This is a genomic window from Burkholderia sp. L27(2015) (assembly GCF_009765705.1).
Taxonomy (GTDB): Bacteria; Pseudomonadota; Gammaproteobacteria; order Burkholderiales; family Burkholderiaceae; genus LMUX01.
In genome coordinates this window covers 970128-993582 of record NZ_LMUX01000021.1, presented here as the reverse complement: position 1 = coordinate 993582, position 23455 = coordinate 970128, and the positions used below count along the sequence as shown (strand labels likewise).

At 58.8% G+C, this 23455-nt stretch carries 23 protein-coding genes and 1 pseudogene; 12 read left to right on the top strand and 12 right to left on the bottom strand.

From position 1 onward, the window contains the following. The first annotated feature begins 161 nt into the window (after window positions 1-161). The 3 genes from GSQ77_RS22830 (at window position 162) to GSQ77_RS22820 (ending at window position 3554) form a co-directional block, all read left to right on the top strand. Window positions 162-1376 (top strand): MFS transporter, encoded by a 1215-nt coding sequence (locus tag GSQ77_RS22830; protein ID WP_158905112.1) that lies wholly within the window; start codon window positions 162-164, stop codon window positions 1374-1376. An 81-nt stretch (window positions 1377-1457) separates the two neighbouring features. Next, window positions 1458-1970, top strand: coding sequence for a single-stranded DNA-binding protein (locus GSQ77_RS22825; protein WP_158905110.1), 513 nt, complete (start codon window positions 1458-1460; stop codon window positions 1968-1970). Between the two features lie 534 nt (window positions 1971-2504). After that, window positions 2505-3554 carry a Fic family protein gene (locus tag GSQ77_RS22820; RefSeq protein ID WP_158905108.1) on the top strand — a complete coding sequence of 350 codons (1050 nt, stop codon included), beginning with the start codon at window positions 2505-2507 and terminating at the stop codon, window positions 3552-3554. 126 nt (window positions 3555-3680) lie between these two features. On the opposite strand, the gene GSQ77_RS22815 is transcribed toward GSQ77_RS22820, so the two are convergent. The 7 genes and pseudogenes from GSQ77_RS22815 to GSQ77_RS22790 all read right to left on the bottom strand — a co-directional run bounded on the left by GSQ77_RS22815 (window position 3681) and on the right by GSQ77_RS22790 (window position 8299). After that, window positions 3681-4112 (bottom strand): hypothetical protein, encoded by a 432-nt coding sequence (locus tag GSQ77_RS22815; RefSeq protein WP_216854928.1) that lies wholly within the window; start codon window positions 4110-4112, stop codon window positions 3681-3683. A 109-nt stretch (window positions 4113-4221) separates the two neighbouring features. Further along, on the bottom strand, window positions 4222-4509 hold the full coding sequence (locus tag GSQ77_RS29645) for a hypothetical protein (protein ID WP_254067743.1): 288 nt from the start codon (window positions 4507-4509) through the stop codon (window positions 4222-4224). Window positions 4510-4534: 25 nt separating this feature from the next. Next, window positions 4535-4621, bottom strand: a pseudogene (locus tag GSQ77_RS30000) (hypothetical protein); the annotation flags it as partial. Window positions 4622-4823: 202 nt separating this feature from the next. Further along, window positions 4824-5732 carry a cation diffusion facilitator family transporter gene (locus GSQ77_RS22805; RefSeq protein ID WP_158905104.1) on the bottom strand — a complete coding sequence of 303 codons (909 nt, stop codon included), beginning with the start codon at window positions 5730-5732 and terminating at the stop codon, window positions 4824-4826. A gap of 12 nt (window positions 5733-5744) precedes the next feature. Continuing rightward, complete coding sequence (locus GSQ77_RS22800; protein ID WP_158905102.1) at window positions 5745-7064, bottom strand: HAMP domain-containing sensor histidine kinase; 1320 nt, start codon at window positions 7062-7064, stop codon at window positions 5745-5747. Then, complete coding sequence (locus GSQ77_RS22795) at window positions 7061-7801, bottom strand: response regulator (protein WP_158905100.1); 741 nt, start codon at window positions 7799-7801, stop codon at window positions 7061-7063. The genes GSQ77_RS22800 and GSQ77_RS22795 overlap by 4 nt, the downstream gene beginning before the upstream one ends. A gap of 126 nt (window positions 7802-7927) precedes the next feature. After that, window positions 7928-8299 carry a GFA family protein gene (locus GSQ77_RS22790; protein WP_158905098.1) on the bottom strand — a complete coding sequence of 124 codons (372 nt, stop codon included), beginning with the start codon at window positions 8297-8299 and terminating at the stop codon, window positions 7928-7930. Window positions 8300-8565: 266 nt separating this feature from the next. On the opposite strand from GSQ77_RS22790, the gene GSQ77_RS22785 reads away from it, so the two are divergent. After that, the gene (locus GSQ77_RS22785) at window positions 8566-9123 is read left to right on the top strand and encodes a thioredoxin family protein (RefSeq protein WP_174246478.1); all 558 of its coding nucleotides are present in this window, start codon (window positions 8566-8568) and stop codon (window positions 9121-9123) included. A gap of 41 nt (window positions 9124-9164) precedes the next feature. Here GSQ77_RS22785 and GSQ77_RS22780 read toward each other — a convergent pair whose 3' ends face one another. The 5 genes from GSQ77_RS22780 to GSQ77_RS22760 form a co-directional block, all read right to left on the bottom strand. After that, a complete protein-coding gene (locus GSQ77_RS22780) occupies window positions 9165-10202 on the bottom strand; it encodes a D-cysteine desulfhydrase family protein (RefSeq protein ID WP_158905096.1) in 1038 nt (345 codons plus the stop codon). 323 nt (window positions 10203-10525) lie between these two features. Beyond that, window positions 10526-10945, bottom strand: coding sequence for an organic hydroperoxide resistance protein (locus tag GSQ77_RS22775; RefSeq protein ID WP_158905094.1), 420 nt, complete (start codon window positions 10943-10945; stop codon window positions 10526-10528). Between the two features lie 273 nt (window positions 10946-11218). Next, complete coding sequence (locus GSQ77_RS29995; RefSeq protein ID WP_367889697.1) at window positions 11219-11443, bottom strand: DUF4148 domain-containing protein; 225 nt, start codon at window positions 11441-11443, stop codon at window positions 11219-11221. Window positions 11444-11732: 289 nt separating this feature from the next. Next, on the bottom strand, window positions 11733-12782 hold the full coding sequence (locus GSQ77_RS22765) for an alpha/beta fold hydrolase (RefSeq protein WP_158905090.1): 1050 nt from the start codon (window positions 12780-12782) through the stop codon (window positions 11733-11735). Window positions 12783-13174: 392 nt separating this feature from the next. Then, complete coding sequence (locus GSQ77_RS22760) at window positions 13175-13870, bottom strand: dienelactone hydrolase family protein (RefSeq protein ID WP_158905088.1); 696 nt, start codon at window positions 13868-13870, stop codon at window positions 13175-13177. 279 nt (window positions 13871-14149) lie between these two features. On the opposite strand from GSQ77_RS22760, the gene GSQ77_RS22755 reads away from it, so the two are divergent. The 8 genes from GSQ77_RS22755 to GSQ77_RS22720 all read left to right on the top strand — a co-directional run bounded on the left by GSQ77_RS22755 (window position 14150) and on the right by GSQ77_RS22720 (window position 23446). Continuing rightward, window positions 14150-16636 carry a PAS domain-containing protein gene (locus GSQ77_RS22755; protein WP_158905086.1) on the top strand — a complete coding sequence of 829 codons (2487 nt, stop codon included), beginning with the start codon at window positions 14150-14152 and terminating at the stop codon, window positions 16634-16636. Next, window positions 16636-17007: a response regulator transcription factor gene (locus tag GSQ77_RS22750; RefSeq protein WP_158905084.1), complete on the top strand. Its 372-nt coding sequence runs from the start codon at window positions 16636-16638 to the stop codon at window positions 17005-17007. The genes GSQ77_RS22755 and GSQ77_RS22750 overlap by 1 nt, the downstream gene beginning before the upstream one ends. A 10-nt stretch (window positions 17008-17017) precedes the next feature. Then, window positions 17018-17728, top strand: a complete 711-nt coding sequence (locus tag GSQ77_RS22745) for a response regulator transcription factor (protein ID WP_158905082.1) — start codon at window positions 17018-17020, stop codon at window positions 17726-17728. A gap of 278 nt (window positions 17729-18006) precedes the next feature. Beyond that, on the top strand, window positions 18007-19494 hold the full coding sequence (locus GSQ77_RS22740; protein ID WP_158905080.1) for an SLC13 family permease: 1488 nt from the start codon (window positions 18007-18009) through the stop codon (window positions 19492-19494). A 115-nt stretch (window positions 19495-19609) separates the two neighbouring features. After that, entirely contained in the window at window positions 19610-20641 is a 1032-nt protein-coding gene (locus tag GSQ77_RS22735) for a porin (RefSeq protein ID WP_301951180.1), read from the top strand. A 200-nt stretch (window positions 20642-20841) separates the two neighbouring features. Next, window positions 20842-21225 (top strand): VOC family protein, encoded by a 384-nt coding sequence (locus GSQ77_RS22730; protein WP_158905076.1) that lies wholly within the window; start codon window positions 20842-20844, stop codon window positions 21223-21225. A gap of 3 nt (window positions 21226-21228) precedes the next feature. Further along, the gene (locus GSQ77_RS22725) at window positions 21229-22467 is read left to right on the top strand and encodes an NAD(P)/FAD-dependent oxidoreductase (protein ID WP_158905074.1); all 1239 of its coding nucleotides are present in this window, start codon (window positions 21229-21231) and stop codon (window positions 22465-22467) included. 7 nt (window positions 22468-22474) lie between these two features. Further along, window positions 22475-23446, top strand: a complete 972-nt coding sequence (locus tag GSQ77_RS22720) for an alpha/beta hydrolase (protein WP_158905072.1) — start codon at window positions 22475-22477, stop codon at window positions 23444-23446. Window positions 23447-23455: the final 9 nt, after the last annotated feature.

Here is a 23455-nt window from a genome sequence, read left to right as displayed (position 1 = left end):
GCCACGGTGTGCGCAGGCCGCGTGCGTCGGCCATGCGGTAACTTCCAAGTGGCCTTTGAGCGCTGCTGAGCAAGAACCGCTGATCCCGAATATCTCAATAGCGTGCGCAGCGCTGCATTATCGTTGGCTGCAATGTAGTTTCCTTCCGGATCCTTGACCCGATGTCGAACACCCGAGCACCCTCCGCCCGCATGAGCGCCCCCGAGTTGCGCGCCACAGTGTCGCTGGCCGCGATCTTCGCGTTGCGCATGCTGGGCTTGTTCATGATCATGCCGGTCTTTTCCGTGTATGCGAAAACCGTCCCCGGCGGCGACAACGTCGCGCTGGTCGGCCTGGCGATCGGCATCTACGGTTTGACCCAGTCGCTGTTGTATATCCCGTATGGCTGGGCTTCGGACCTGCTCGGGCGCAAACCGGTCATTATTGCCGGGCTGGTGTTGTTCGCACTGGGTAGCCTGGTGGCAGCGCTTGCGCACAATCTGGAGTGGATCATCATCGGCCGCGCGATCCAGGGCGCCGGCGCAATCTCCTCGGCCGTTACCGCGTTCATCGCAGACCTGACGCGCGAGGAAAACCGCACCAAGGCCATGGCGATGGTCGGCGGCAGCATCGGTATTTCATTTGCGATCGCCATCATCGCGGCGCCCATTGTGTTTCGCTGGATCGGCATGAGCGGCCTGTTCGGTGCGGTCGGTATCCTCTCCATCGTCGCGATCGGCGTGGTGATCTGGGTGGTGCCCGATGCGCCCAAGCCGCCCGTGCATGTGAAGGCGCCGTTCTCCGAGGTGCTGCACAACACCGAGTTGCTGCGCTTGAATTTTGGCGTCTACGCGTTGCATGCCACCCAAACGGCGCTGTTCGTGGTGGTGCCGCAGATCCTGGTGTCCAGCGGTCTGCCGCTCGAATCGTCGTGGAAGATCTACTTGCCCGTGATGGGGCTGTCGTTTTGCCTGATGGTGCCGGCCATCATCGTCGCTGAAAAGCGCGGCAAGATGAAAAGCGTGCTTTTGGCCGCGATTGCGGCCGTGCTAATCGGCCAGTTGTGTCTGGCCGAGTTTCCTCATACCCTGTGGTGGATGGCGGCAATGCTGCTGGTGTACTTCACCGGCTTCAACGTGCTGGAGGCGTCGCAACCTTCGCTGGTGTCCAAGCTCGCGCCCGGTGCGCGCAAGGGCGCGGCGATGGGTGTGTACAACACCACACAAGCGCTGGGGCTGTTTTCGGGCGGCGCGCTGGGTGGCTGGTTGCTGAAAAGTGCCGGCCAGCAGGCGGTGTTCCTGGCTTGCTCGGCGCTGGTGCTGGTGTGGCTTATAATCGCCGCCACGATGAAGCCGCCGCCACGCCCGGCGCACGCAACTGCGGCACGGGCTACCTGATGGGCTAACCCGCGGAGCTACCTGATGGGCTAGCTGAGCGCGCAGGCTTGAAACACGCACACTGAATAACTGGAGAACTTCATGGCATCCGTCAACAAGGTCATTCTCGTCGGCAACCTCGGCGCCGATCCCGAAACCCGCTATTTGCCCAGCGGCGATGCGGTATCCAACATCCGTCTGGCTACGACCGACCGGTACAAGGACAAGGCTAGCGGCGAGATGAAGGAAGCCACCGAATGGCACCGGGTCGCTTTCTTTGGCCGTCTGGCCGAGATCGCTGCGGAATACTTGAAAAAAGGCTCGTCGGTTTATATCGAAGGGCGCATCCGTACGCGCAAGTGGACGGATCAGGCTGGTGCGGAACGGTATTCGACCGAAATCGTCGGCGAACAGATGCAGATGCTGGGTGGCCGCGGCGGCGCGAGCATGGGTGGCGAGGAGGGCGGTGGTTACCAGCAGCGTGAACCGGCGGAACGTCCGGCACGTGCGGCAAGTGGCGGTGGCGCGGCGCGGCCGGCAGCGGGTGCTAGCCGCCCGAGCGCTCCGGCGGCCGGCGGGAATTTCGACGAGATGGACGACGACATTCCGTTCTAACGGACACTTATTTTAATTCGTAAATAAAAAGCCTGTAACCCATTTGGTTGCAGGCTTTTTCTTTACCCACATTTTGATTTTTGTTCTAGTAGCGTTTTTCTTCAATTACTACTTGATCAAAATGGCAGGTAGCATCCCTGATGGGACCTTGGTACAGATTGCATTGGGAAAAGAGGATGGCCTGGATGGAGAGCAAGGCGACGCAGCGTAAAGTGCTGGTGCGCCGTGTAAGACGATATGTTCGTCTTACACGCCTGAGTGCGCTTTGATCCTGCCGCACAGAATCGAAACGGCTGAGAACCATCCAGGAACGTGACCGTGGTGTAGATAATCAGCGCGGTAATCCGACAGCGACGTGGTCTCAAGAATATTAGGTGCTGTGCGGTAGGCCGTCACTTCGCATCGCCGTCTAATCGGTCATTCACCGAAACGTCAGTAGTGCTCCAGGCGCATCCTGCTAACGTGCAATCCCATTTGCACACCCGTTTACACCCATTCTTCTTAAATGGGTGTAAACGGGTGTATTATTGGTTCATGTTCAGAACGCACACACTGCAGATCACACTCGAGATCCTGAGCCTGGTCGCTCGGATCGACGAGTTCAAAGGGGCATGGCGTGCCCTGGGCACCCTTGCGCCAGACCGGTTGTCATCCCTTCGACGTGTGGCAACCATCGAGAGCATCGGCTCATCAACCCGCATCGAAGGTAGCAAGCTATCTGACCGGGAAGTTGAACGACTGCTGTCCAACCTGGCCATCCAGAAGTTCGAAACGAGAGATGAACAGGAAGTGGCCGGGTACGCCGAGCTCATGGACCTGATGTTCAGTTCGTGGCAAGACATCCCCTTCAACGAGAACCACATCAAGCAACTCCATCAGATCCTTCTTCAGCACAGCCTGAAGGACGAACGGCACCGGGGTCTCTACAAGACAAATACCAACAGCGTCGCTGCTTTCGATGAAACTGGCCGGCACATCGGCGTCGTGTTTGAAACGGCTACGCCCTTCGACACGCCGCGCTTGATGAGCGAACTGATGTTGTGGGTCAGCGACGAGCGCGAAAAGGCGCGCCTGCATCCGCTGCTGATCGTTGCCATCTTTGTTGTCGTGTTTCTGGAAATCCATCCCTTCCAAGATGGAAACGGACGGCTCAGTCGCGTGCTGACCACATTGCTGCTGCTTCAGGCCGGATACGCCTATGTGCCGTACAGCTCGCTGGAAAGCGTGATCGAGGCGAACAAGGAAGGCTACTATCTGGCCTTGCGACAGACTCAGGGGACCATCCGCAGCGGTGAGCCGAACTGGCAACCGTGGCTGATGTTCTTTCTTCGCTCTCTTGCCGAACAGGTGCGACGGCTTGAGAAAAAGGCTGAGCGCGAGCAAATCGTGCTTGCGTCTCTGTCCGCGCTGTCCTTACAGATCATCGAGTTCGCGCGCGAGCATGGACGAATCACGATGGCCGAAGCTATCAAGCTCACCGGTAGCAGCCGCAACACCTTGAAGCAACATTTCCGTGGCCTGGTCGAAAGACAGCACCTTGAGTCGCACGGAAGTGGGCGCGGTGCCTGGTACGGCATGAAATGACGCAGCTATCGCAGCTAGGAGTTCGGATCAGTTGCCGTTGGTCGTTTCCCGTGAAGGATATCTGACCATGCAGCGCCCAGGACAACTCCAAATCACGTGCGCAATGAGCCGCGCCGAGCGCAGAAGTTAGAGGCTTATCGTCGTATTGTGCTTGGATGACGACTGCGTATTTGACTGCGTACCCGATTGCGTATTCACCTGCGATGTCGGCAGTTGCAGTTGGACCTGTACCGCCTGTACCTGCTGTTGAATTTGGGCCTGTGACTGTGCCTGCTGCTGCTGTTCCTGAGCCTGCATCTCTTTTTTCATCAGTTCCTTGACCTCTGTTTCCACTTTCTCGCGATCTGCCGGCGACATGGCTGCCAACTGCTGCGGGGTAATGCCAAGCTGAGCGAGGATCGAGGCTTCCATCCGCTGCGCGGGGGTTTCGTTCACGTAGTCGGTCAATTGGCTGAGCATCGACTGGAACGATGACGGGGCGCTGCTGCTGCCCGCGGCATTTGACGAGGTGGTAGTGACGGCGTTACCGATGAGCGGCGAGGTGTTGGAAACGTGCATGACGAACGGACTCCTGTGCGAGGTCGGACAGCGTTGAGTGCCTTGGGATTTTTGCAGTATGCGCCTGACCGTTTCTTACCAAACCCTGGAAAAACCGGAGATTTGCCCCCTATTTCTGGCGAATGCTTGCTCCGAGCCCACTCAGCGATGCTCGGCATGCGTCAGACCACGAAACCGAATGCGCATCGAGCATATCCTCATCGCGTGCCAGCGCCCCTTCGAAATCGTCTCGCACGTGTTGCAACCAGGTGCCTATGGTGGCCTGGACAAACTGGCGAGAGAGATAGACCTGGTACACGTTCGTTTTTTGAATCTGATACTCCGGTAGTACCCGCACAAAAAGCCCACGGCTCAACCCGTCGAGCGCGGTGTAAATCGGCAGGATCCCTATCCCCATCGATGACTGCGACGTCGAAACCCTCGCGCAAAATATCCGGAGTATGTTGCGACAGCGTCAGTTCGATCTCCACCTCGGGATATTTCTTGCGATAGCTGGAGATCATCGGCATCAGATAGTGCAACCCGAAACTGGCAAGCGCATGGATCCGCAATATGCCCGACGGTCGCTTGTGTACATCTGCCGCCTGTGCCTCAGCTTCGTCGATCGCCGTCAGTATCCCGCTACACCGTTTGAAGTAGCGTTCTCCTGACAAGAGATAAAGGAATTGTGTACCGTTTTGCACGCAGTGAAACAGATCGACTGACCTGTTCTCACTTGACCCTATCATCGAGCCGTTCATCTTGAATGCCCGCAGGCTCCACGTGCGCGATCACATCGGCGGCGGGAAACAACGCTTTTACCGCATGCTCCGAACGGTCTCCAATGTCGTGCCCGTGCTCGACCGATATATGCCCATCCACTTCGACATGAAATTCGACGAACACGCGGTCGCCGCCATCGCGCGTGCGGATGTCATGGACCCCTTGCACACCGTCGCAGCCGAGCACTGCGGATTGGATACGCTTGCGCTCGGACATATCGAGTTCGCTATCGAGCAACTGAACAAGCGCGTGCAAAGCCATGCCTCGGGCATTCCACAACATGTAGCAGGAGATTGCCAACGCGCCGATGGAATCGGCTTGGCCCCACGCAAGAAACCGCTCGAGAATCAGCGCGACCAGCACGGCGATATTGACCGCAACGTCGGTCACGTAATGTGCGCGGTCGGCCGCAATAGCCGTCGATCCGGTACGCTTCACCACGTAGGTCTGCATCGCGACGAGGCTCGCGGCTGCCACCGTGCTACCGATAATGACCCATATGCCCAGCCCCATTTGGGTCAGTGGTTGCGGCACAAAAAGCCGTTGGACCGATTCGATACCCAGGCCCACGGCAGCGCCCGCCAGCAAAATCGATTGGATCAAGGCCGCGACGGCCTCGGCCTTGCCGTGCCCATAGCGGTGCCCCTGGTCGGGCGGACGCCCGGCATACCTCACACCGGCAAACGTGACCAGCGACGCGAGCACGTCGACCAGCCCGTCTGCTGCAGACGTGAGTAGAGAGATCGAGCCCGTGGCGAGCCACGCCCACGCTTTTACCCCGATCAGTAAGACAGCAACAGCGAGCGCGACTTGCGAGGCCAGACGGCGCAGGGTTGGGTTCGACGAATCAAGCGGCATGTTATGTCGTTTTTAGCGCACGTTTTTCAAGGTCAACCTGGCTTCCAGCCCGCCGCCAGGCCGGTTATGCAGCGACAGCGTCGCATTCATCGCCAGCGTGAGTTGCCGCGCAATGGCCAGGCCCAGCCCGGTGCCCCCGGTGTGGCGATTACGCGATGTTTCCACCCGGTAGAACGGTTCGAACACCGCTTCCAGCGACTGCTCCGGTATGCCGGGTCCACGGTCGAGCACCGAGATTGTCACTTGGTCGTCCGGCAACGCCGCCACGTTGATCTCGGCCGCTCCACCGAACTTCAATGCGTTATCGATCAGATTGCCCAGGACTCGGCGCAGAGCCTGGGGACGCGTCATCAGCGCAATGGCGACGCGCCCCTCCAGACTGACCTCTTTGCCGGCGTCGACATAGTCGCACACCAGGCTGTCGAACAAGGCGTCCGGATCGATGCGGCAAGGCACTTCAGTCGCACCGTGCAACGTGCGCGCATAGGTGACGCCTTCCTTTACCAGGGTTTCCATTTCCTGCAAATCCTGCCGCAGCTTCGCATGCTGCTCGCTGTCATCCATGACGTCGACGCGCAGGCGCATGCGGGTGATCGGTGTTTGCAGGTCGTGCGAAATCGCCGCCAGGATCTGCATGCGCTCGGTCACGTACATCGCCATGCGGTCCTGCATCGCGTTGAACGCCTTTGCTGCACGCGCCACTTCGGACGGCCCGTCTTCGGGCAAGCGGGCCGCCTTCAGGTCGGGCCCGAGCGTGTCGGCTGCCAGCGCCAGGTCCTGCAGCGGGCGAGTCAACAGCCGTACCGCCAGCCAGCAACAGATGGCCAGCACAGCCAACTGCAACAGAAGCACCAGCGGCAGCCAGGGCGATAACGGGAGGCTAGACATCGGACGTACGTCGATGGTCAGCGGCGTACCGTCGCTCAATTGCAAATGGACCTGCAAGCGCTCGGCGTCGCCAGGAATCGCGTTCGCGGTCAGGGGATATCGGGTGCCGATGCCGTCGGAAATCGATCTGGCCAGCAGTGCCGACAATCGTGCATCGGGCGGCTGGCCCGCAAGCCCGGGGCCCAGGATGAATTCGTAACTGCGCCGTGCCAGCCGCGGCAGCCATGCCGCGCGCTCGGACGCGGGTAAATGATCGAGCAGCGCAACCGAACTGGCGACCTCGCGTTCGACGTAGCCCGCCATCACGTTGGTCATGGTCTGGTCGCGTTCTGTCATGGTGAGCCAGAACGATAACGTTTGTGCCAGCACGAGGCCAATGCACAGGATCAGGGTCAGTCTTGCGAATAAGGTACGCGGCCAGTGCAGCAAGGAACGCAGGTTCATTGAAGGCCTTCGAGCGTAGTCACGGCCGCGGAGAACACATAGCCTTCGCTGCGCAGCGTCTTGATATAACGCGGCTCGCGCGCAACATCCTGCAGGCGCTGACGCAACCGGCTGACCAGCAGGTCGATCGATCGGTCAAACGGATCGGACTGCCGACCTTGGGTCAGGTTGAGCAACTGCTCGCGCGTCAGTACCCGTTGCGGGTGGTCGAGGAATACGCGCAGCAAGCGATATTCGGCGCCGCTCAGGGCCACCATGGTGCCTTCGGCATCGAGCAGGTGGCGCGCCGTAGTATCGAGCCGCCAGTCGCCAAAGCACAGCATCTGCGCCGATTCTGTCACCTGCATGCCGGGTGGCAACATGCGAGCGCGGCGCAGCACGGCGCGTATCCGTGCCAGCAGCTCCCGCACGGCAAACGGCTTGGTCAGGTAATCGTCGGCGCCCATTTCCAGGCCGACGATGCGATCGGCTTCCTCGTTGCGGGCGGTCAGCATCAACACCGGTACCGAGCGGAATTTGCCGGCACGCAGTTCCCGGCATAACACCAAGCCGTCTTCGCCCGGCATCATCAGGTCGAGCACGATCAGGTCGGGCGCTCCCTGCTCCAGGACGGCGCGCATCTGGCGGCCATTGGCCGCCAGCGACACGCGCAGGCCGTTCTTCTCGAGATAGGTCGCGAGCAGTTCGCGGATACCACGGTCATCGTCGACGATCAGTACGTGGTCGATGCTTTCCATCAAGGGATCACTCCTTTCGACGTTTTACTTGCACCCGGCTCGCCGTGACCAACGAACACTGCAGCGGGTGCGCCATTTCCGCTGCAAATCCGCCCGCGAGGAAGGCGACGATCGCCAGTAGCCGTCTCATGCTTCCTCCACCACGGAAAGGCTCGCCCCATCGGCCACAGCGGCTTCCAGCGTATACGGATCGACACCCTCCAGGCAACCGATATTAACCCGCCAGAGCTGCGCATCCTTGCGGGTCTGGTGGAACGGATAAATGCCGCAGTGCTTGCAGAAATAGTGTTTCGCCACGCGCGTATTGAACTGATACGCCGTCAACGCCTCTTCGCCGCGCAGGATCTTCAGCTCGCCCGCGTCGAACATCGGGGTCATCAGCGCGCCCTTGCGCCGGCACAAGCTGCAGTTGCAACGCGTCGCAGGGGTGAGGGCCGTACGGACTTCAAATTTGACGGTCCCGCAGTGGCAGGATCCTTGCAGCAGGTCGGTGGTCATGTGGGGTTCTCCTCGATAAACGATGTTTGCTTTATAGCTCAGGTCGCACGCCACTTTGTGTCGCAATGTATCTGACATCCCATAGACACAAAACATTGCAGCCGGGTAGTACGCACGACACAAGCCAGATACGTGCAGGGGTTCCAATACAAACATGCCGGATTGACCCAACCCCGCAACCCAACCCGTAACCCAACGCCGTGACCGAACCCCGCGACCGAACGCGTCGTTCACCGCTTTCTTCCTCTCTTTGTAAGGACACTGACATGTTTTCCCGACTCAAGACCATGACTACCGTGGCGATATTCGCCGCATCGGCGGCCGCTGTCGGCGCCGCAGCGACGGCCACCAGCGGTGCCGAAATGGGGGGGCAGCTCAAGAACAGCAGCCCCGCACCGGAATTTACCGGTATCGACAAATGGCTCAACAGCGAGCCGTTGACCATCAAGCAGCTGCGCGGCAAGGTGGTGCTGGTCGATTTCTGGACCTATACCTGCAGCAACTGCATCAACACGCTGTCCAACGTGAAGGACTGGAATCAGAAATACAAGGATCAGGGCCTGGTGGTGGTCGGGGTGCATACACCCGAGTATCCGTTCGAGCGCGATACCACCAACGTCGAGAAGGCCATCAAGCGCTTCGGCATCACTTACCCAGTGGCACAGGACAATGAGTATGCAACGTGGGGCGCCTATAACAACCAGTACTGGCCCGCGTTCTACCTGATCGATAAGCAAGGGAAGGTGGTCTACACGCATTTCGGCGAAGGCAACTACGCACAGACCGAGGCGCAGATCCAGGCCTTGCTGGCGCAAAAAGGATAAGGCGGGATAGGGCGTTACATGGTTGCACGCTCATTGAGCGCTCAGCCAACAGAGTCGAACACGCTGCGATAGGCGTATAGACCTGGTGTGCCGCCCGTCATGACGAACAGCACGTTGTCCCCTGCCGCATACTTGCCGTGGCGTATGTCGGCAAGCAAGCCCGCGAAGGCTTTGCCCGAATACACCGGATCGATCAACAGCCCCTCTTGTTGCGCCAGCAGACGTACCGCCGCAATCATTTCATCAGTCGGTATGCCGTAGCCTACGCCGCGCTGAGTCGGGTCGATGTCGATATCGCCGGCCTCGGGCAAATGCTTGTGGCCAAGCAGCGTGAGCGTCTCGCGCGTGAGGCGCAAAGTCGTTTGCAGGGTGGGTTCGAGATCGGCAAGCACCGAATAGGACCGCACCAATGCGGCGCCACGGCCCAGCATGGCGAAGCCTGCGGCCAGGCCCGCATGCGTTCCTGAACTGCCATTCGGGACCACGACCTGTCGAAAGACTAGCCCGAGTGCCGTCTCCTGTTCGGCAATTTCCCCTGCACATCGGGCGTACCCGAGGCCACCCGGCGATGTCGAGCCTCCGGTCGGAATGACGAGGACCTTGCGGCCCAAGGCGCGTAATTCGTCGGCCCGTGCCATCGCGGCATCGACCGCATTGGCGTTGCCGGGCAGTATATGGATACGCGCGCCGAACAGGCGGTCCAGCACGATATTGCCGTTGCGCTCATATTCTGCGTCGGTGCGAGGGACGACCTTCGTCAGGAAAAGCTCGCAGGCGAGGCCATGCTTGGCGCTCGCGGCAGCGGTCAGTCGGGCGTGATTGGATTGCAGGCCGCCGACGGTAATAATGGTGTCCACCTTATCTGCCAGTGCCGCGCCCAGGTGGAACTCCAATTTGCGCAGCTTGTTGCCGCCACCGCCAAGGGCCATATGATCGTCGCGCTTGGCAAAGATACGCACCGCGTGGCCTGCCGCGCCGAGCGCACGTTCGACGCGTTCAAGTCGTTGAATCGGCGTGTGGCCGTCCAGTAACGGTAGACGGTGAAACGCTTGCAAAGCATCGGCGAGTGATGAGGTCATGGCGAGTGAGGATGTCGAGTAATGAGGGAATAGCGAGGTAACCAGACTTTATGGGCTAATTCGAAATAAATAAACTACTTCCGGGGCTTTTTGAAATCGCGGGTTCCCGATCGACATGCCGAAAAAAGCGGAAGTTGGCGAGATGGACGGTGGGCAGACGAAGGACGCAGACGAAGGGTAGAGACGAAGGGTAGAGACGGGCGACAGCGGTTGGTAATGAGGGCGGGTGCAGCGAAGAGCGGGTACAGCGGTTGCTTGCAGCAGATGAGTGGAACTAGCCGGTTCGACGAAACAGGAACTGGCTAGATCCACGACGTTTCGGCTTAGATCAGATTGATCACGACGTCGACATTGCCGCGTATCGCTTTGGAATATGGGCACGTCTGATGGGCAGCGTCCGTCAGGGCTTTGGCGACTTCGGGCTCCAAACCCGGCAAGCTCACGTTCAGGCGCGCCTGGAGGAAGAAGGCACCGTCCGTTTTACACAAGTCCACTTCGGCATCAACGAACAAGTCGGGCGGCAGTGTGACCTTCATTTTGCCGGCCGCGAGCCCCATCGCGCCGATGAAGCAGGCCGACCAACCGGCCGCGAACAGTTGCTCGGGATTGGTGCCGCTGTCTGAAGTGCCAGGGGTCGAAAGCTTGATGTCCAGGTGGCCATCGGAGCTGCGCGACGTACCGTTGCGACCGCCCGAGGAGGTGTGGGTTTTGGCCGTGTAGAGTACTTTGTCAGATTGAGTCATGGTGTATCCCTTGTTGATTTTGGTTTAGTGGTGTGAATAGAGCGACTGATTGTCGTTGCCATTGACGCTGGCATAGACGGGAGCAGTAAGTGCGGCGCTGGCTGCGATGAGGATCGCGGCGATGAGATATTTCTTCATGGTGAAATCTCCGTTAAATTATGTGTGCTTAGGCAGGTGTGCTTAGGCAGATTTGAATCGATGTTTATCGATCCCTATAAATATTTAGGTATACGAATCATAAAAATAATGAAGCGAACGGCGTCAGAAGGATGATCAATTCCCTCTATAGAACGTGTTATTGAGGTATGCAAGCTCGCCGCTCCTCTGTGCTTGCACCAGTTGTGCTCGCACTTGCGCACGAGACAGAGGCTGCGTGCTGCTGTTGGGCGACGGTTGTCCTGGGCTCGCGACAGACGAATTCTGGTCGGTCGCCTGCCCATAATCAGCGGCGTAAGCGAGACTGGTTGTAGCGCAAGCAGCGAACGACACCGCGATCATTAAAGCTTTCATAGTGTTCTCCTGAATCTAAACGGATGGATAGAAGCTCAGACATCGAACAGCGCATCTGGCGTGCTGCCTGGAACCTGCGATGCGCAGAACAGGAAGATCCCGGCGTTGATGCATTAAAACGCGCCGCAGTATCCGGCTTGTGTCGGGAAAGCTCGGCGGTGCAACGTTGTGTATCCATGTGATCTGTAGATACATTGCGACACAAATATCCCTGCACCCGACAACACAGGCGCTCAGCACCCGGCGACACGGGCACTTCGCACCGGCGACATGGGCCTCAATACCCGGCAACTTCAATGACCGCGTCAGCAAAGGCCTTTGGTGCTTCCTGCGGCAGGTTGTGACCGATGCCACCCTCGATGTTCCGGTGCGTATATTTGCCCGTGAACTTATTGCTATAGGCTGATGGAGGTGGATGCGGTGCACCATTCGCATCGCCCTCAAGCGTGATCGCCGGCACGGTAATTGGCGGCATCGTGAAGAGCCGCTTTTCCAGTGCATCGTATTTCGCCTCGCCTGCAGCCAAGCCCAATCTCCAGCGGTAGTTATGAATCGCGATGCTGACCTGGTCCGGATTGCCGAGGGCCGCCGCGCTGCGATCGAACGTGGCGTCATCGAAGTCCCACTTCGGCGAGGCAAGATGCCAAATGAGGTTTGCAAAATCGTGCCGATTTTTGTCGTAGCCGGCACGGCCACGTTCCGTGGCAAAGTAGAACTGATACCACCATTGGAGCTCGGCTTTGGGCGGTAGCGGGAGCTTGCCGTCTGCAACGCTGCCTATCAGATAACCGCTCACGGAGACTATCCCCTTGCAGCGCTGCGGCCATAGCACCGCCATGATGCAGGCTGTGCGCGCTCCCCAGTCAAAACCCGCGATAACTGAGGTCTGGATCTTGAGCGCATCCATCAAGGCGATGATGTCGACCGCGACCACCGACTGCTGGCCGTTGCGCATTGTCTTGCTGGATAGAAAGTGCGTCGTGCCATAGCCGCGTAGATAGGGGACGATCACCCGATAACCGGCGGACGCCAACAGAGGCGTTGCGTCGACGAAGCTATAAATGTCGTAGGGCCAGCCGTGCAGAAGAATGACGACGGGACCGTTTGCCGGGCCCGCTTCGGCGTAGCCGATATTCAGCAGACCGGCATTGATCTGCTTGAGCGCAGCGAACGACGTGGTCGTCCCAGGCTTGACGGGGGGCGCAGCTGCGGGGCTTGTGTTCCCGGACTGCGCCGCGGCCGAACCGGGTACACCGAGCTGGGCAGCCGCCAGGGTCATCGCCGCAGCGCCAAACAGGCGGCGACGGTGGTTGATTTCTTCTGACATTTATTTCTCTCCTATTGGATCAGTCGAAGTTGCAGTCGGTGCATGCGTGTGTGTCAAAACACGGCGCGCGGGTTATGCGCGCCGTCAAGGTCGTCGAGTGCGGCTTGCGCAGGGGCGATGCGAAAGGGCCGGAGCGTTGTGTCGAATGCGCTACGCCAGACACAGCTTCGATCAGACCAGATTTACGCGGGCGAATCGATTGCACCAAGGTATCGGTCGATACTTTGGTATTGGTCGGCGCGAGGAAGGGGGGGATGGGGAAAGACCGCGCGGTGTTGTCACTACCCGCGAATTACGCCGCAAATTATCTCGTGACGGGAGCGCTTCATCGCGCCCCATTCAGATGGGGCGCTGCTCGCACGGCTGGCGGGTGAAGGAAGAGGAAGGCCGCTCTACTTGAGGTACAACTTGAAGAAGTCGGCGGTGCGGCCATTGGCCAGGGCGGCCGCGTCCTTGTTGTAGTGTGTGCCACGATGTCGGGCGAACGCGTGATTGCAACCCGGGTACGTGAACACTTGGGCAAACAGGTTGTTCTTGAGCGCTGCGATGATTTCCTTTTGCGCATCCTTGGAAATGTATTCGTCCTCTTCGGCCAGATGCATCAACAGCGGGTTCTTGATGTTGTTGGCTTCGTCCAAATGCTTTTCCGTACTGCCGCCGTAATAGACGACAGAGGCATCGGCACCCTTGCGAGCCGTGGTGATGAAGGTCATCAGGCCGCCGAGGCAGTAACCCATCAATCCCACCTTTCCGCTCGCGCCAGGTAGGGTGCGCGCAGTCTCCATCGTCGAGACGATGTCCGCGACGCCGGCGTCATAGTCAAAGGCCGTGTAGAGGGCAAACCCCTTTTTCCATTCAGCCTCGGATTGATCCGACATGTCGACGCCCGGCTCCATCCGCCAGAACAAATCCGGACTGACCGCCAGATATCCCTGCGCAGCGAGTTCGTCGCAGCTGTCCCGCAGGTCGGCGTTCACGCCGAAAATTTCCTGGATCACGACGATGGCTGGCGCCGGAAGCACCTTCGGGCGTGCCACGTAGGCCGAAAAATTACCGTCGCGTGTAGTCACAGTGATGTATTCGCTCATGCGCTTCTCCTGGTGAGGTTGTGCATCCAATCGAAAAGGTGTTCGGGGTCACCTACGATATGTATAGCTTACGCCGTCCGCGTCGATGCATTGCGTGGCTCTTTGGACCGCGTCTTGGCCGCGGTGTGAGTGGCGGAGGTGTACAGTACTTTTTCGAGGGTCGGGCGGCGAATCGATTGCGCGACGTTGTCTAGCGCAGACCGACACCAAAGTACGATAGGTGCTCGCCCATGTAATGGCGCATCCTCGTGAGGTGGCGCCTGTCTGGGGAGGATCGGAATGCAGAGCGAACTCACCCGCGTGATCGATGCGCTGCCCGGATTGGTATGGACTGCGCTGCCTGAGGGACAGCTCGACTTCGGTATCGACTTCAGCATCGATTTTTTCAATCGACGCTGGTACGAATACACCGGCCTCGCCGCTGACGACGCCTATGGCACGGGATGGCAAGCTGCGATTCACCCCGACGACCTGCCCGGACTGCTCGAACGCTGGCGATCCATGCTGGCGGCCGGCGAGGCCGGTGAGACGGAAGCGCGCTTGCGGCGCTTCGATGGCGACTATCGCTGGTTTCTCATCCGTACTTGTCCGTTTGCCGATGCGTCGGGACGGATTGTCAAATGGTGCGGAATGAACATGGATATCGAAGACCGAAAGCGGTCCGAGGAAGCCCTGCGCGAGACCGAGCGCCGCTTTCGCTTGATCGTGGATGGTCTTCCGACCCTCGTTGCGCTTTCGACGGCGGATCTGACACTCGATCATGCAAACCGCCACTACCTGGAATATTTCGGTGCACCGCTCGAGGAGCTCAAAGCGCTCGGAGCTGTCCACAGCTGTCATCCCGATGACCGCCCCGGCGTGCTTGCGGCGAGGAAGGCGGCGCTCAAAAGCGGCCAACCGTACGAAATCGACGCGCGCCGCCGCCGCGCTGATGGGGTCTACCGCTGGCTTCACTTATGCCACTTTCCGTTGCGAGATGCGCGAGGGCGCATCGTCCAGTGGTGCCTCTTGCAAACCGACGTCGACGAGCGCAAGCGGGCCGAAGCGTTGCTCGCGGGTGAAAAGCGCTTGCTGGAAATGGTTGCGGACGGTTATTCGATGCCGGGCATACTCGAAACGCTCTGTGAGCTTGTCGAAAGCACGGCCACCGGTTGCTACTGCAGCGTCATGCTGGTCGACCCCAGCGGGACGCGTCTCGAACACGGTGTCGCACCCAGCCTTCCCGCCAGCTTCATCGACGCCATTAACGGCCGGCCTGTCAGCACCGATTCGGGGCCCTGTGCGACGGCGGCCTACCTGAACCGGCAAGTGATTACGATCGATATCGCCTCCGAGACACGTTGGGCTGCAGCCAGGTGGTGCCCCATGGCCTTGGCGCACGGGTTGCGCTCGTGCTGGTCGACGCCGATCTCGTCCGCGGCCGGCAAGGTGTTGGGCGCGTTCGCGATCTACTACGCCGAACCCAGAACACCCACGGCGAAGGACCAAGCCCTGATCAACCAATTCACACACATCGCGAGCATTGCGATCGAGCGTACGCAAGGTCAAGCAGCGCTTAGGCGCAGTGAAGCCTTTCTCGTGGAGGCTCAGCGCATCAGCTCGACCGGCAGTTTTTCGTGGCGGCTGGCGACCGATGTGGCGACAGACGAAATCACTTGGTCGGAGCAGGTTTATCGCATCTTCGAGCTAGACCCGGATTCGCGCGTGACGCTGGAGCTGATCGGTTCACGCCATCATCCCGAAGACGTCCTGTCGATGCGTGACATGATCGAACGGGCGCGAGCGGGCAAGGACTTCGAGTACGAGCACCGGCTGCTGATGCCCAACGGCTCGGTCAAGTACCTGCATACGGTCGCTCACGGAACCCGGGACCAGGATGGTCAACTGGAGTACATCGGTGCGGTTCACGATGTGACGCAACGCCGACTTTCGGAAGAGGCATTGGGCCGCGTCCAATCCGAGCTCGCGTACATGGCCAGGGTGACAAGCCTCGGCGCATTGACGGCGTCGATTGCGCACGAGGTCAACCAGCCGCTCTCGGGCATCATCACCAACGCCAGCACCTGCTTGCGGATGCTGGCCGCCGATCCGCCCAACGTCGACGGCGCGCGCGAAACTGCGCGGCGCACGATACGCGATGGCAACCGTGCCTCCGATGTGATCACGCGATTGCGCGCGCTCTTCAGCAAGAAGGGCGCCACGTCCGAATTGGTCGATCTCAATGAGGCTGCGCGAGAGGTGATTGCGCTGTCGCGCAAAGAACTTCAGCGCAGCGGGGTCATCGTGCGGCCGGAACTGGCCGACGATCTGCCTCCCGCCACAGGCGATCGTGTGCAGCTTCAACAGGTCATCCTGAACCTGCTGCTGAATGCCTCGGATGCGATGAGCGAAGTCAACGATCGTCCGAGACAATTGGTGATCAGAACCGAACGAGACGCCAGTGATCGCGTGCGCCTGACCGTACAAGATGCGGGGGTGGGTGTTGAACCTCAAGGTGTGGATAAGCTCTTTGAAGCGTTCTACACGACCAAGAGCAGCGGTATGGGAATCGGACTATCCGTGAGCCGCTCCATTATCGAGAGTCATCATGGCCGTCTATGGGCCGCGCCGAATGAAGGTCCGGGCGCTGCGTTTTCGTTTTCCATTCCTTGCGGACCCGAGGGCGTATCGGTCGCTCACAGTCTTGACGCGATTCGGGCGTTCGCGGCGACCGGGGTGACCGGGGTGACCGATACGCAGAAGCAGCACGTCATAAGGAATCCGTGATGGTCATCCCTTCGCTCGTTTCGGTGGTTGATGACGACGAGTCCGTTCGCGAGTCGCTACCCGACTTGCTGAGGGAGTGTGGCTTTGCGGTGCAGGCGTTCTCGTCGGCGGAGGAGTTTCTCGCATCCGATTACGTGGACCAGACCCAATGCTTGATCCTCGACATCGCCATGCCGGGCATGTCCGGACCCGATCTGCAACGGGAGTTGACGCTGCGCCAGCAACCGATTCCGATTGTTTTCATCACCGCTCACGGGGATGTGACCGTGCGTCCGCACCTGATCAGACTCGGTGCCGTGGAGTGCCTGTTCAAACCCTTCAGCGAGGCGGCTTTGCTGGAAGCGCTCGGCACTGCGCTGCGGGCGAGCTGAGGAATACGCCATGATTTCTTACCCCAGGCGATATACGCATACCTCTGACTGTGCATCGGGGTCGTTGGCAGTATCGCGCACTACACCCATCGTGTTCGTTGTCGACGATGACGTCTCGGTACGCGAATCGCTGGAACTGCTGATCCGCTGCGCAGGCTGGCAACCGGAGCTATTCGCCTCCGCACAAGAATTCCTATCCCACCTGCAGCCGCCTTACCAGCAAGTCCTTGCACCCAGCTGCCTGATACTGGACGTGAATCTTCCGGACCTCAACGGCCTCGATCTGCAGAAACGCATTGCCGTTGATCGGATCGATATGCCGATCATTTTCATTACCGGTTACGGCGACGTGCCGATGACGGTCCAGGCGATGAAGGCGGGAGCGGTCGAGTTCTTGACGAAGCCGTTCGGCGACGACGTGCTGTTGGACGCGATCCGGCACGCCATTGAACGCAGTCACACTGCCCTGGATCACGAGGCGCAGAGGCAGGTGCTGCGCGATAACTATGCGTCACTCACCCCCCGCGAACGGGAAGTCATGGCCTTGGTCGTCTCCGGCTTGTTGAATAAACAGGTCGGTGGCGAGCTCGGCATTAGCGAGATCACGGTGAAGGCGCATCGCGGTCAGGTGATGCGAAAGATGCAGGCGGGGTCTCTTGCCGACTTGGTGAATATGGCCGCAAGACTGGGTCCCCCGGTTGCGCCTGAGTCGAAAGGCTGACGCCACGCCGATCAATCGTTCTACGTTCTCTACTTATATTAATAAGTAATGCTATGTAGATAGAAAAAATAAGCCGTGTCGACACGCTATTCCAATATCCCGGCTTCTCCGCAGCGACCCGACCGGACCGGCCCCGAGATCGGTAATGGCTAGTATTAGTTTTTGTAATGAGCACGGGAAAGACTTTTTTTTTATTTTCGGCTTGTTAATGTCCATCCAACGAAGGCGCGCCGGCCGGCAGGTCATTTTTGGCGGAAATCGAGGGATCAGGAGATGTCATGTCCGTGAATGAGGCAAACGTATATAAAGGGGCCAGTAGTTCGGCGTCTTCGCCGCCAGTGGCGGCGAGCCCCGCACGCTTGACGCAGAAATGGCCTGCGAGGCTCCGGTTGCTCAAGGTCCTGTTGTGCCTGGGGGCGCCACTCGCCGTCATGCTTGCGCCGCTGCCGTACTCGCATGCCGCTACGGTGGCGATGGCCATCTCGGCGTTCATGATCATGGCCTGGATTACCGAAGTGATGGAATACGCCGCGGCGGGCCTGATAGGGCTGATGCTGTTCTGGCTGTTCAACGTAGCCAAGCCCGCCGTCATCTTCAGTGGATTCGTCAACGACGCCTCGTGGTTCTATCTGGGCGCGATGCTGCTCGGTGCGATGGTTTCCAAATCGGGCCTGCCGCAACGAATCGCTAATTGGGTCATATCGCACGTCGGTGTAACTTATTCGCGGCTGCTGCTCGGACTGATCATCATTGATTTTCTGTTGACCTTTATCGTGCCATCGGGCGCGGCCTGCATCGTCATCATGGCGCTGATCGCCATGGGCCTGATGAAGCTGTTCAATGTCGAACGGGGTTCGAACATCGGGCGCGGCATGTTTCTGGTCATTACCTATACCACCAGCATTTTCAACAAGATGATCATCGCCGGCACGGCGTCCATTATTGCCCGTGCGATTATTTCCAAAGCGGGACACGTCGACGTTTCCTGGGGCATATGGTTTGCGGCTTTCCTGCCGGTGTCGATTCTGACGATACTTGCTTCGTGGTGGCTCACGCTGAAGCTATTTCCGCCCGAGGCTGCCAGCTTAGCCGGTCGGGAAGAGGAATTTCGCAGTCACTTTCGCGTCAAGACGCCGTGGACGCCAATGGCGATCAAATCGGCGGTGTTGAGCGCACTCGCATTGGTGCTCTGGATGACCGATTCCTTGCACCATGTGTCGGCGTCTATCGTCGCGCTCGCGATCGGCCTGTTCGCGCTGCTGCCCTACATCGACGTGCTCGACGAAAAAGACTTCCGACAGGTCAATCTATTGCCGCTTTTCTTCGTGGGCGCCGCCCTGGGCATGGGTGAGGTATTGAAAGTAACAGGCGCTCTGGCCGCCCTAACCGACGGATTCATGGGTGCGATCACGCCACTACTGACCAGCAACGTTTCGGCCGTGAGCACGCTTTACTGGGGTGGCTTTCTTTACCACTTCGCCACCGCCAGCGAGGTTTCGATGCTTGCTACCTCGATGCCTATCCTGATGGAGTTCAGCAAAACGCATGCGCTCAATCCGGCCTGGGTAGGGATGATCTGGTCGTTTTCTTCCGGCGGCAAACTGTTCGCGTACCAATCTGCCGTGCTGGTCCTTGGCTACAGCTATGGCTACTTCCGCCCCATCGATCTGTTCAAGATGGGGGCCATCCTGACGTTGGTGGAATTTCTCCTGCTTGCGCTCAGCGTGATTTTCTATTGGCCGATGCTCGGGATCATGGCCCACTAGATGTGACAATCGAACGCGACCTGGGCAGGGCAGAGCGCGCTATACGTTGAAACCAGGCATCGCCAGATCCAATCGACCTAATTTTCAATTGCACGAAATACTCAAGCGAGAGAGCATGCTAAAAAAAATAGCCATTTCTTCTGTAATACTAAGTTTATATTCTATTCAATCGCATGGGCAAAGCAGCGTGGAGTTGTATGGTGCGCTTGATGGCGGGGTACGCTTTCTAAACCATGCCACCGCAAAAGGCGGCGAGCAGATCAACATGAGTTCGAACGGCTACCACAACAACAACCGGATAGACTTCGCCGGCACTGAAGATCTTGGCGGGGGTCTATATACGCACTTTTTGCTCGAGACGGGTTTCAATCTGGGCACGGGGGCACTGGATAACACCACCAACCAATTGTTCCAGCGGCAGGCATACGTTGGGATCGGTGGCGCCTACGGTTATGTCGACGTGGGGCGTCAATGGACCGTTGCTCATGACGTGCTCTACTACTATGACCCGTTCAGCCTGACCTACACGCCGTTTCTACCCTTGTCGGCCTTTTCTGATGGGACGCGCGTAAGCAACGACATCAAATATACGGGGCTATTCAACGGTTTGTCTGTCGTGGCGGACAACGCGATAGCGGGGACTCCGGGAGATTTCGCTCAAGGTGCTTCGCGTAGCTTGGGTCTGCGTTATTCGACCGGCCCGTTCAGCGTCGGGGGCGCGTACGGGTATCGCAATTTGCTCGCGATCGGTACCACCTATACGGCAGACAATTACTACCTTGCGGGTACCTCATACGCGATCGGTCCCGTGAAGGTATTCGTCGGTTATTCGGATGAAGATCAGAAGGGCGCCAGTACGTTCCAAGCTATCAAAAGCCAAAATATCTGGGGCGGCATAAGCTACGAAATCAACTATCAGCTTCGACTCCAAATCGCCAACTACCGCACCAACATCAACAATCCGAACACTGGTGGATACGGGAAAAACATGTCTGCGGCCGGTCTGACTTATTCGCTATCCAAGCGCACCGACTTGTATGGCGAGGTCGATTACACGACCTTCCGAGGCGTGGGCATAACGGCGCTCAACCCAACTGGACAGTCAAATCAGACCGGCTTTACCGTCGGTATGGTGCAGAAATTCTAGGGAAATGCGATTTTTTGAATGATGCATCAATATTACATAATTAGTAAAACTAATGGTATCGGTAAGTCTTTTTAAAGATCCCCTCGAAACACCCTCGTTCGGGTGTAATGAGAAGTTCGTGACGATGGTGCTGCGGGTCAAACGCCCCGCGCTACTTGCCACACGCCACTAGCCACTTGAGCAATTTAACTGGAGACACTATGTCGTCTAAACTTCGCCACCTCGCGATCCTCGTTCCCGATCCGGAAGCCTCGGCGGTATTCTTCGAACAAGCCTTCGGCATGACCCGTTCCGGTACCGCACGTCGCGGTATTTATATGAGCGATGGCACGATGAATGTCGCTTTGCTGCGCGTCAACCTTGAAAAAGAAAAGGTCGGCTTGTTCCACTTCGGCATGTGGGTCGACAACCTCGATGAAGCGGAAAAGCAGGTTCAAGCAGCAGGCGCGACGTATCTGTCGGGTCGACCGGATTCGCCTAATTCTTATTATGAAACGAAGTATCGCGACCCGAACGGCATCGTCTTCGACATGACCCACTCGGGATGGGCGGGTGCGGTCAAAGAACCTGGCGTCAAGGAGTAACTCGTGAGCGACGTGATAAGCAGGAACAAACCGGTTATCGTGATCGGCGCGGGTCCCGTGGGTCTTTGTTTGACGCTGGCGCTGACACAAGCGGGGCTGCCAGTCACCTTGATCGAGAGCATGACGCCGGAGAATTTTCTTGACCAGGTGCCGCGCGCGGGCACGAATCATCCGCCTACGCTGGAAATGTTCGATCGCATTGGGCTATACAAAAAAATCGAACCGAGAGGACTGATCGCCCCCGTCTTTCACTATTGGGAACGTAAGGGACCTAAAGGGCCCGAGCTGATTGCCGAGTTTGACCATATACACCTGAAAGACGACACGCCGTTTCCTTACGTATTGCAATGCGAGCGCATCAAGATCGTCGAGGAAGCGATGAAGATGGTCGTCGAGGACCCGTTATGCGACTTGCGTATGGGTACGCAGTTCGACAGCTTCGAGCAAACCGCGCACGGCGTAGTCGCCAGCATTACTCATCAGGACGGCGCTGTCGAGCGCATCGAAGGCCGCTACATCGTCAGTGCCGAAGGCGCGCGCAGCGTGGTGCGACGGCAACTGGGCATCGAGTTCGAAGGCTTCACCTATCCCGACCGGACCTTGAACATCGAGGTCGCCTACGATTTCAAGAAGCATGGTTACGCCGATCGAAACTATATTTCCGACCCCGACGAATGGTCGAATCTGTTTCATTGGGCCGGTCCACCAGCGCGTTGGCGAGTGCATTTTCCCACGCTGCCGGACGAGGATCCGGAGGAATTGGTGAAGATGCCCGCGTTGCAAGCGCGTATGCAGGCGTTTTTGCCCATCGGCGTGCCGTTCGACATCCATGGCTCGAATTTATATACGGTGCACCAGCGTGTAGCCGCCAAGTTCCGGGTTGGCAACGCAATACTCGTAGGGGATGCCGCGCATGTGAACAGCCCGATCGGCGGGATGGGAATGAACAGCGGCATCCACGATGCGTTCAATCTTGCGGATAAATTGATTGCGCTGTCGCGAAACGAGGCAGACGAAAGCGTACTCGATCGCTATGAACGACAGCGTCGCCAGATTGCCATTCAACATACTCAGGCCCAGACAGTGCGCAATAAACGCATCCTCGCCGAGAAGGACCCGGCTGTGCGCCGCAAGAACCAGGACGAGCTACGGCGCGCTGCGTCGGAACCGGAACTGGCGCGCCAGTTCATGTTGCGCGCTTCGCTGTTGAACAGCATCCGCGAGGCGGAAGCGATTCTTTAGGCCTGCCATGAGTATTCGACGCACAGCGTTTGCCGTTACCACCGAAGATCTGACGTACCACGTCGCGGACAGGATACCGCTGGCTGCCACCATCTATCGTCCTGAGGGGCCCGGTCCGTTCCCGGGCGTAGTGTCGGTGCACGGTGGACGCTGGTGTGCCGAGACACGATATACCAATCAGGCGCTGGACCGCGCGCTGGCACAGCGAGGTATCGTCGTGATGGCGATCGACTTTCGGTTGCCGCCGGCCGCACGCTATCCGCTACCTGTGGGCGATATCAATCTTGCGATTCGTTGGTTCAAGCGTCACGCCGCGCACTACCAGGTAGCCGTCGCGGCAATAGGTGGGATCGGCACGTCGAGCGGCGGCCATCAATTGTTGTTGAATGCGTTGCTACCCGAAGACCCCCGCTATTCAGTCGAGGAATTGCAAGCGGGTTGCGACAGAGTCGGGGCTCATGCTCGGATTGAAGGCCGGGTTGACGAGGGCGGTGGCGACGAGCGTGACTGCGGGGTCGACGACGAGGTGGACAATGTAACTGATGACAGCGTCAATGCGAGCCTGGCGTATCTGGTGGCGTGCTGGCCCGTATCGGACCCGCTGGCGCGATATCGCTATGCGCTCGAACGCGCGATGGACGTTCACATCCAGAGCCATCATGCCTATTGGCCGGACGTGGCGGCGATGGCCGAAGGTAGCCCGCAGCGCATCGTGGAGCAAGGTGAGGCCACACATCTGCCGCCCTTGCTGATCATCCAGGGAGGCCGTGATATCGTGCTGACGCCTGACATGGCAGAGCGCTTCTTCGCGGCATATTCGTGCGCATCGGCAGACGTGACACTTGAGAAGTACCCGGACGAAGGTCACACATTCATTACGAAGAACCCGATGTCCACCGCGTCGCAGGTCGCCATCGGCTCGATAGGCGACTTTATTCTCGCTCGTGCGGAGCTGCCGCCATCGCTAGATGCCGGTTGAGAGATCGGG

Coding starts and splice junctions, on each gene's coding strand:
- GSQ77_RS22830 (WP_158905112.1), top strand. CDS start 162: ATGTCGAACACCCGAGCACCCTCCGCCCGCATGAGCGCCCCCGAGTTG.
- GSQ77_RS29645 (WP_254067743.1), bottom strand. CDS start 4,509: ATGGGGATAGGGATCCTGCCGATTTACACCGCGCTCGACGGGTTGAGC.
- GSQ77_RS22800 (WP_158905102.1), bottom strand. CDS start 7,064: ATGAACCTGCGTTCCTTGCTGCACTGGCCGCGTACCTTATTCGCAAGA.
- GSQ77_RS22750 (WP_158905084.1), top strand. CDS start 16,636: ATGGTCATCCCTTCGCTCGTTTCGGTGGTTGATGACGACGAGTCCGTT.
- GSQ77_RS22820 (WP_158905108.1), top strand. CDS start 2,505: ATGTTCAGAACGCACACACTGCAGATCACACTCGAGATCCTGAGCCTG.
- GSQ77_RS22765 (WP_158905090.1), bottom strand. CDS start 12,782: ATGTCAGAAGAAATCAACCACCGTCGCCGCCTGTTTGGCGCTGCGGCG.
- GSQ77_RS22780 (WP_158905096.1), bottom strand. CDS start 10,202: ATGACCTCATCACTCGCCGATGCTTTGCAAGCGTTTCACCGTCTACCG.
- GSQ77_RS22795 (WP_158905100.1), bottom strand. CDS start 7,801: ATGGAAAGCATCGACCACGTACTGATCGTCGACGATGACCGTGGTATC.
- GSQ77_RS22815 (WP_216854928.1), bottom strand. CDS start 4,112: ATGCACGTTTCCAACACCTCGCCGCTCATCGGTAACGCCGTCACTACC.
- GSQ77_RS22730 (WP_158905076.1), top strand. CDS start 20,842: ATGTCGTCTAAACTTCGCCACCTCGCGATCCTCGTTCCCGATCCGGAA.
- GSQ77_RS22760 (WP_158905088.1), bottom strand. CDS start 13,870: ATGAGCGAATACATCACTGTGACTACACGCGACGGTAATTTTTCGGCC.
- GSQ77_RS22735 (WP_301951180.1), top strand. CDS start 19,610: ATGCTAAAAAAAATAGCCATTTCTTCTGTAATACTAAGTTTATATTCT.
- GSQ77_RS22790 (WP_158905098.1), bottom strand. CDS start 8,299: ATGACCACCGACCTGCTGCAAGGATCCTGCCACTGCGGGACCGTCAAA.
- GSQ77_RS22785 (WP_174246478.1), top strand. CDS start 8,566: ATGTTTTCCCGACTCAAGACCATGACTACCGTGGCGATATTCGCCGCA.
- GSQ77_RS22755 (WP_158905086.1), top strand. CDS start 14,150: ATGCAGAGCGAACTCACCCGCGTGATCGATGCGCTGCCCGGATTGGTA.
- GSQ77_RS22775 (WP_158905094.1), bottom strand. CDS start 10,945: ATGACTCAATCTGACAAAGTACTCTACACGGCCAAAACCCACACCTCC.
- GSQ77_RS22745 (WP_158905082.1), top strand. CDS start 17,018: ATGATTTCTTACCCCAGGCGATATACGCATACCTCTGACTGTGCATCG.
- GSQ77_RS22740 (WP_158905080.1), top strand. CDS start 18,007: ATGTCCGTGAATGAGGCAAACGTATATAAAGGGGCCAGTAGTTCGGCG.
- GSQ77_RS22825 (WP_158905110.1), top strand. CDS start 1,458: ATGGCATCCGTCAACAAGGTCATTCTCGTCGGCAACCTCGGCGCCGAT.
- GSQ77_RS29995 (WP_367889697.1), bottom strand. CDS start 11,443: ATGATCGCGGTGTCGTTCGCTGCTTGCGCTACAACCAGTCTCGCTTAC.
- GSQ77_RS22805 (WP_158905104.1), bottom strand. CDS start 5,732: ATGCCGCTTGATTCGTCGAACCCAACCCTGCGCCGTCTGGCCTCGCAA.
- GSQ77_RS22720 (WP_158905072.1), top strand. CDS start 22,475: ATGAGTATTCGACGCACAGCGTTTGCCGTTACCACCGAAGATCTGACG.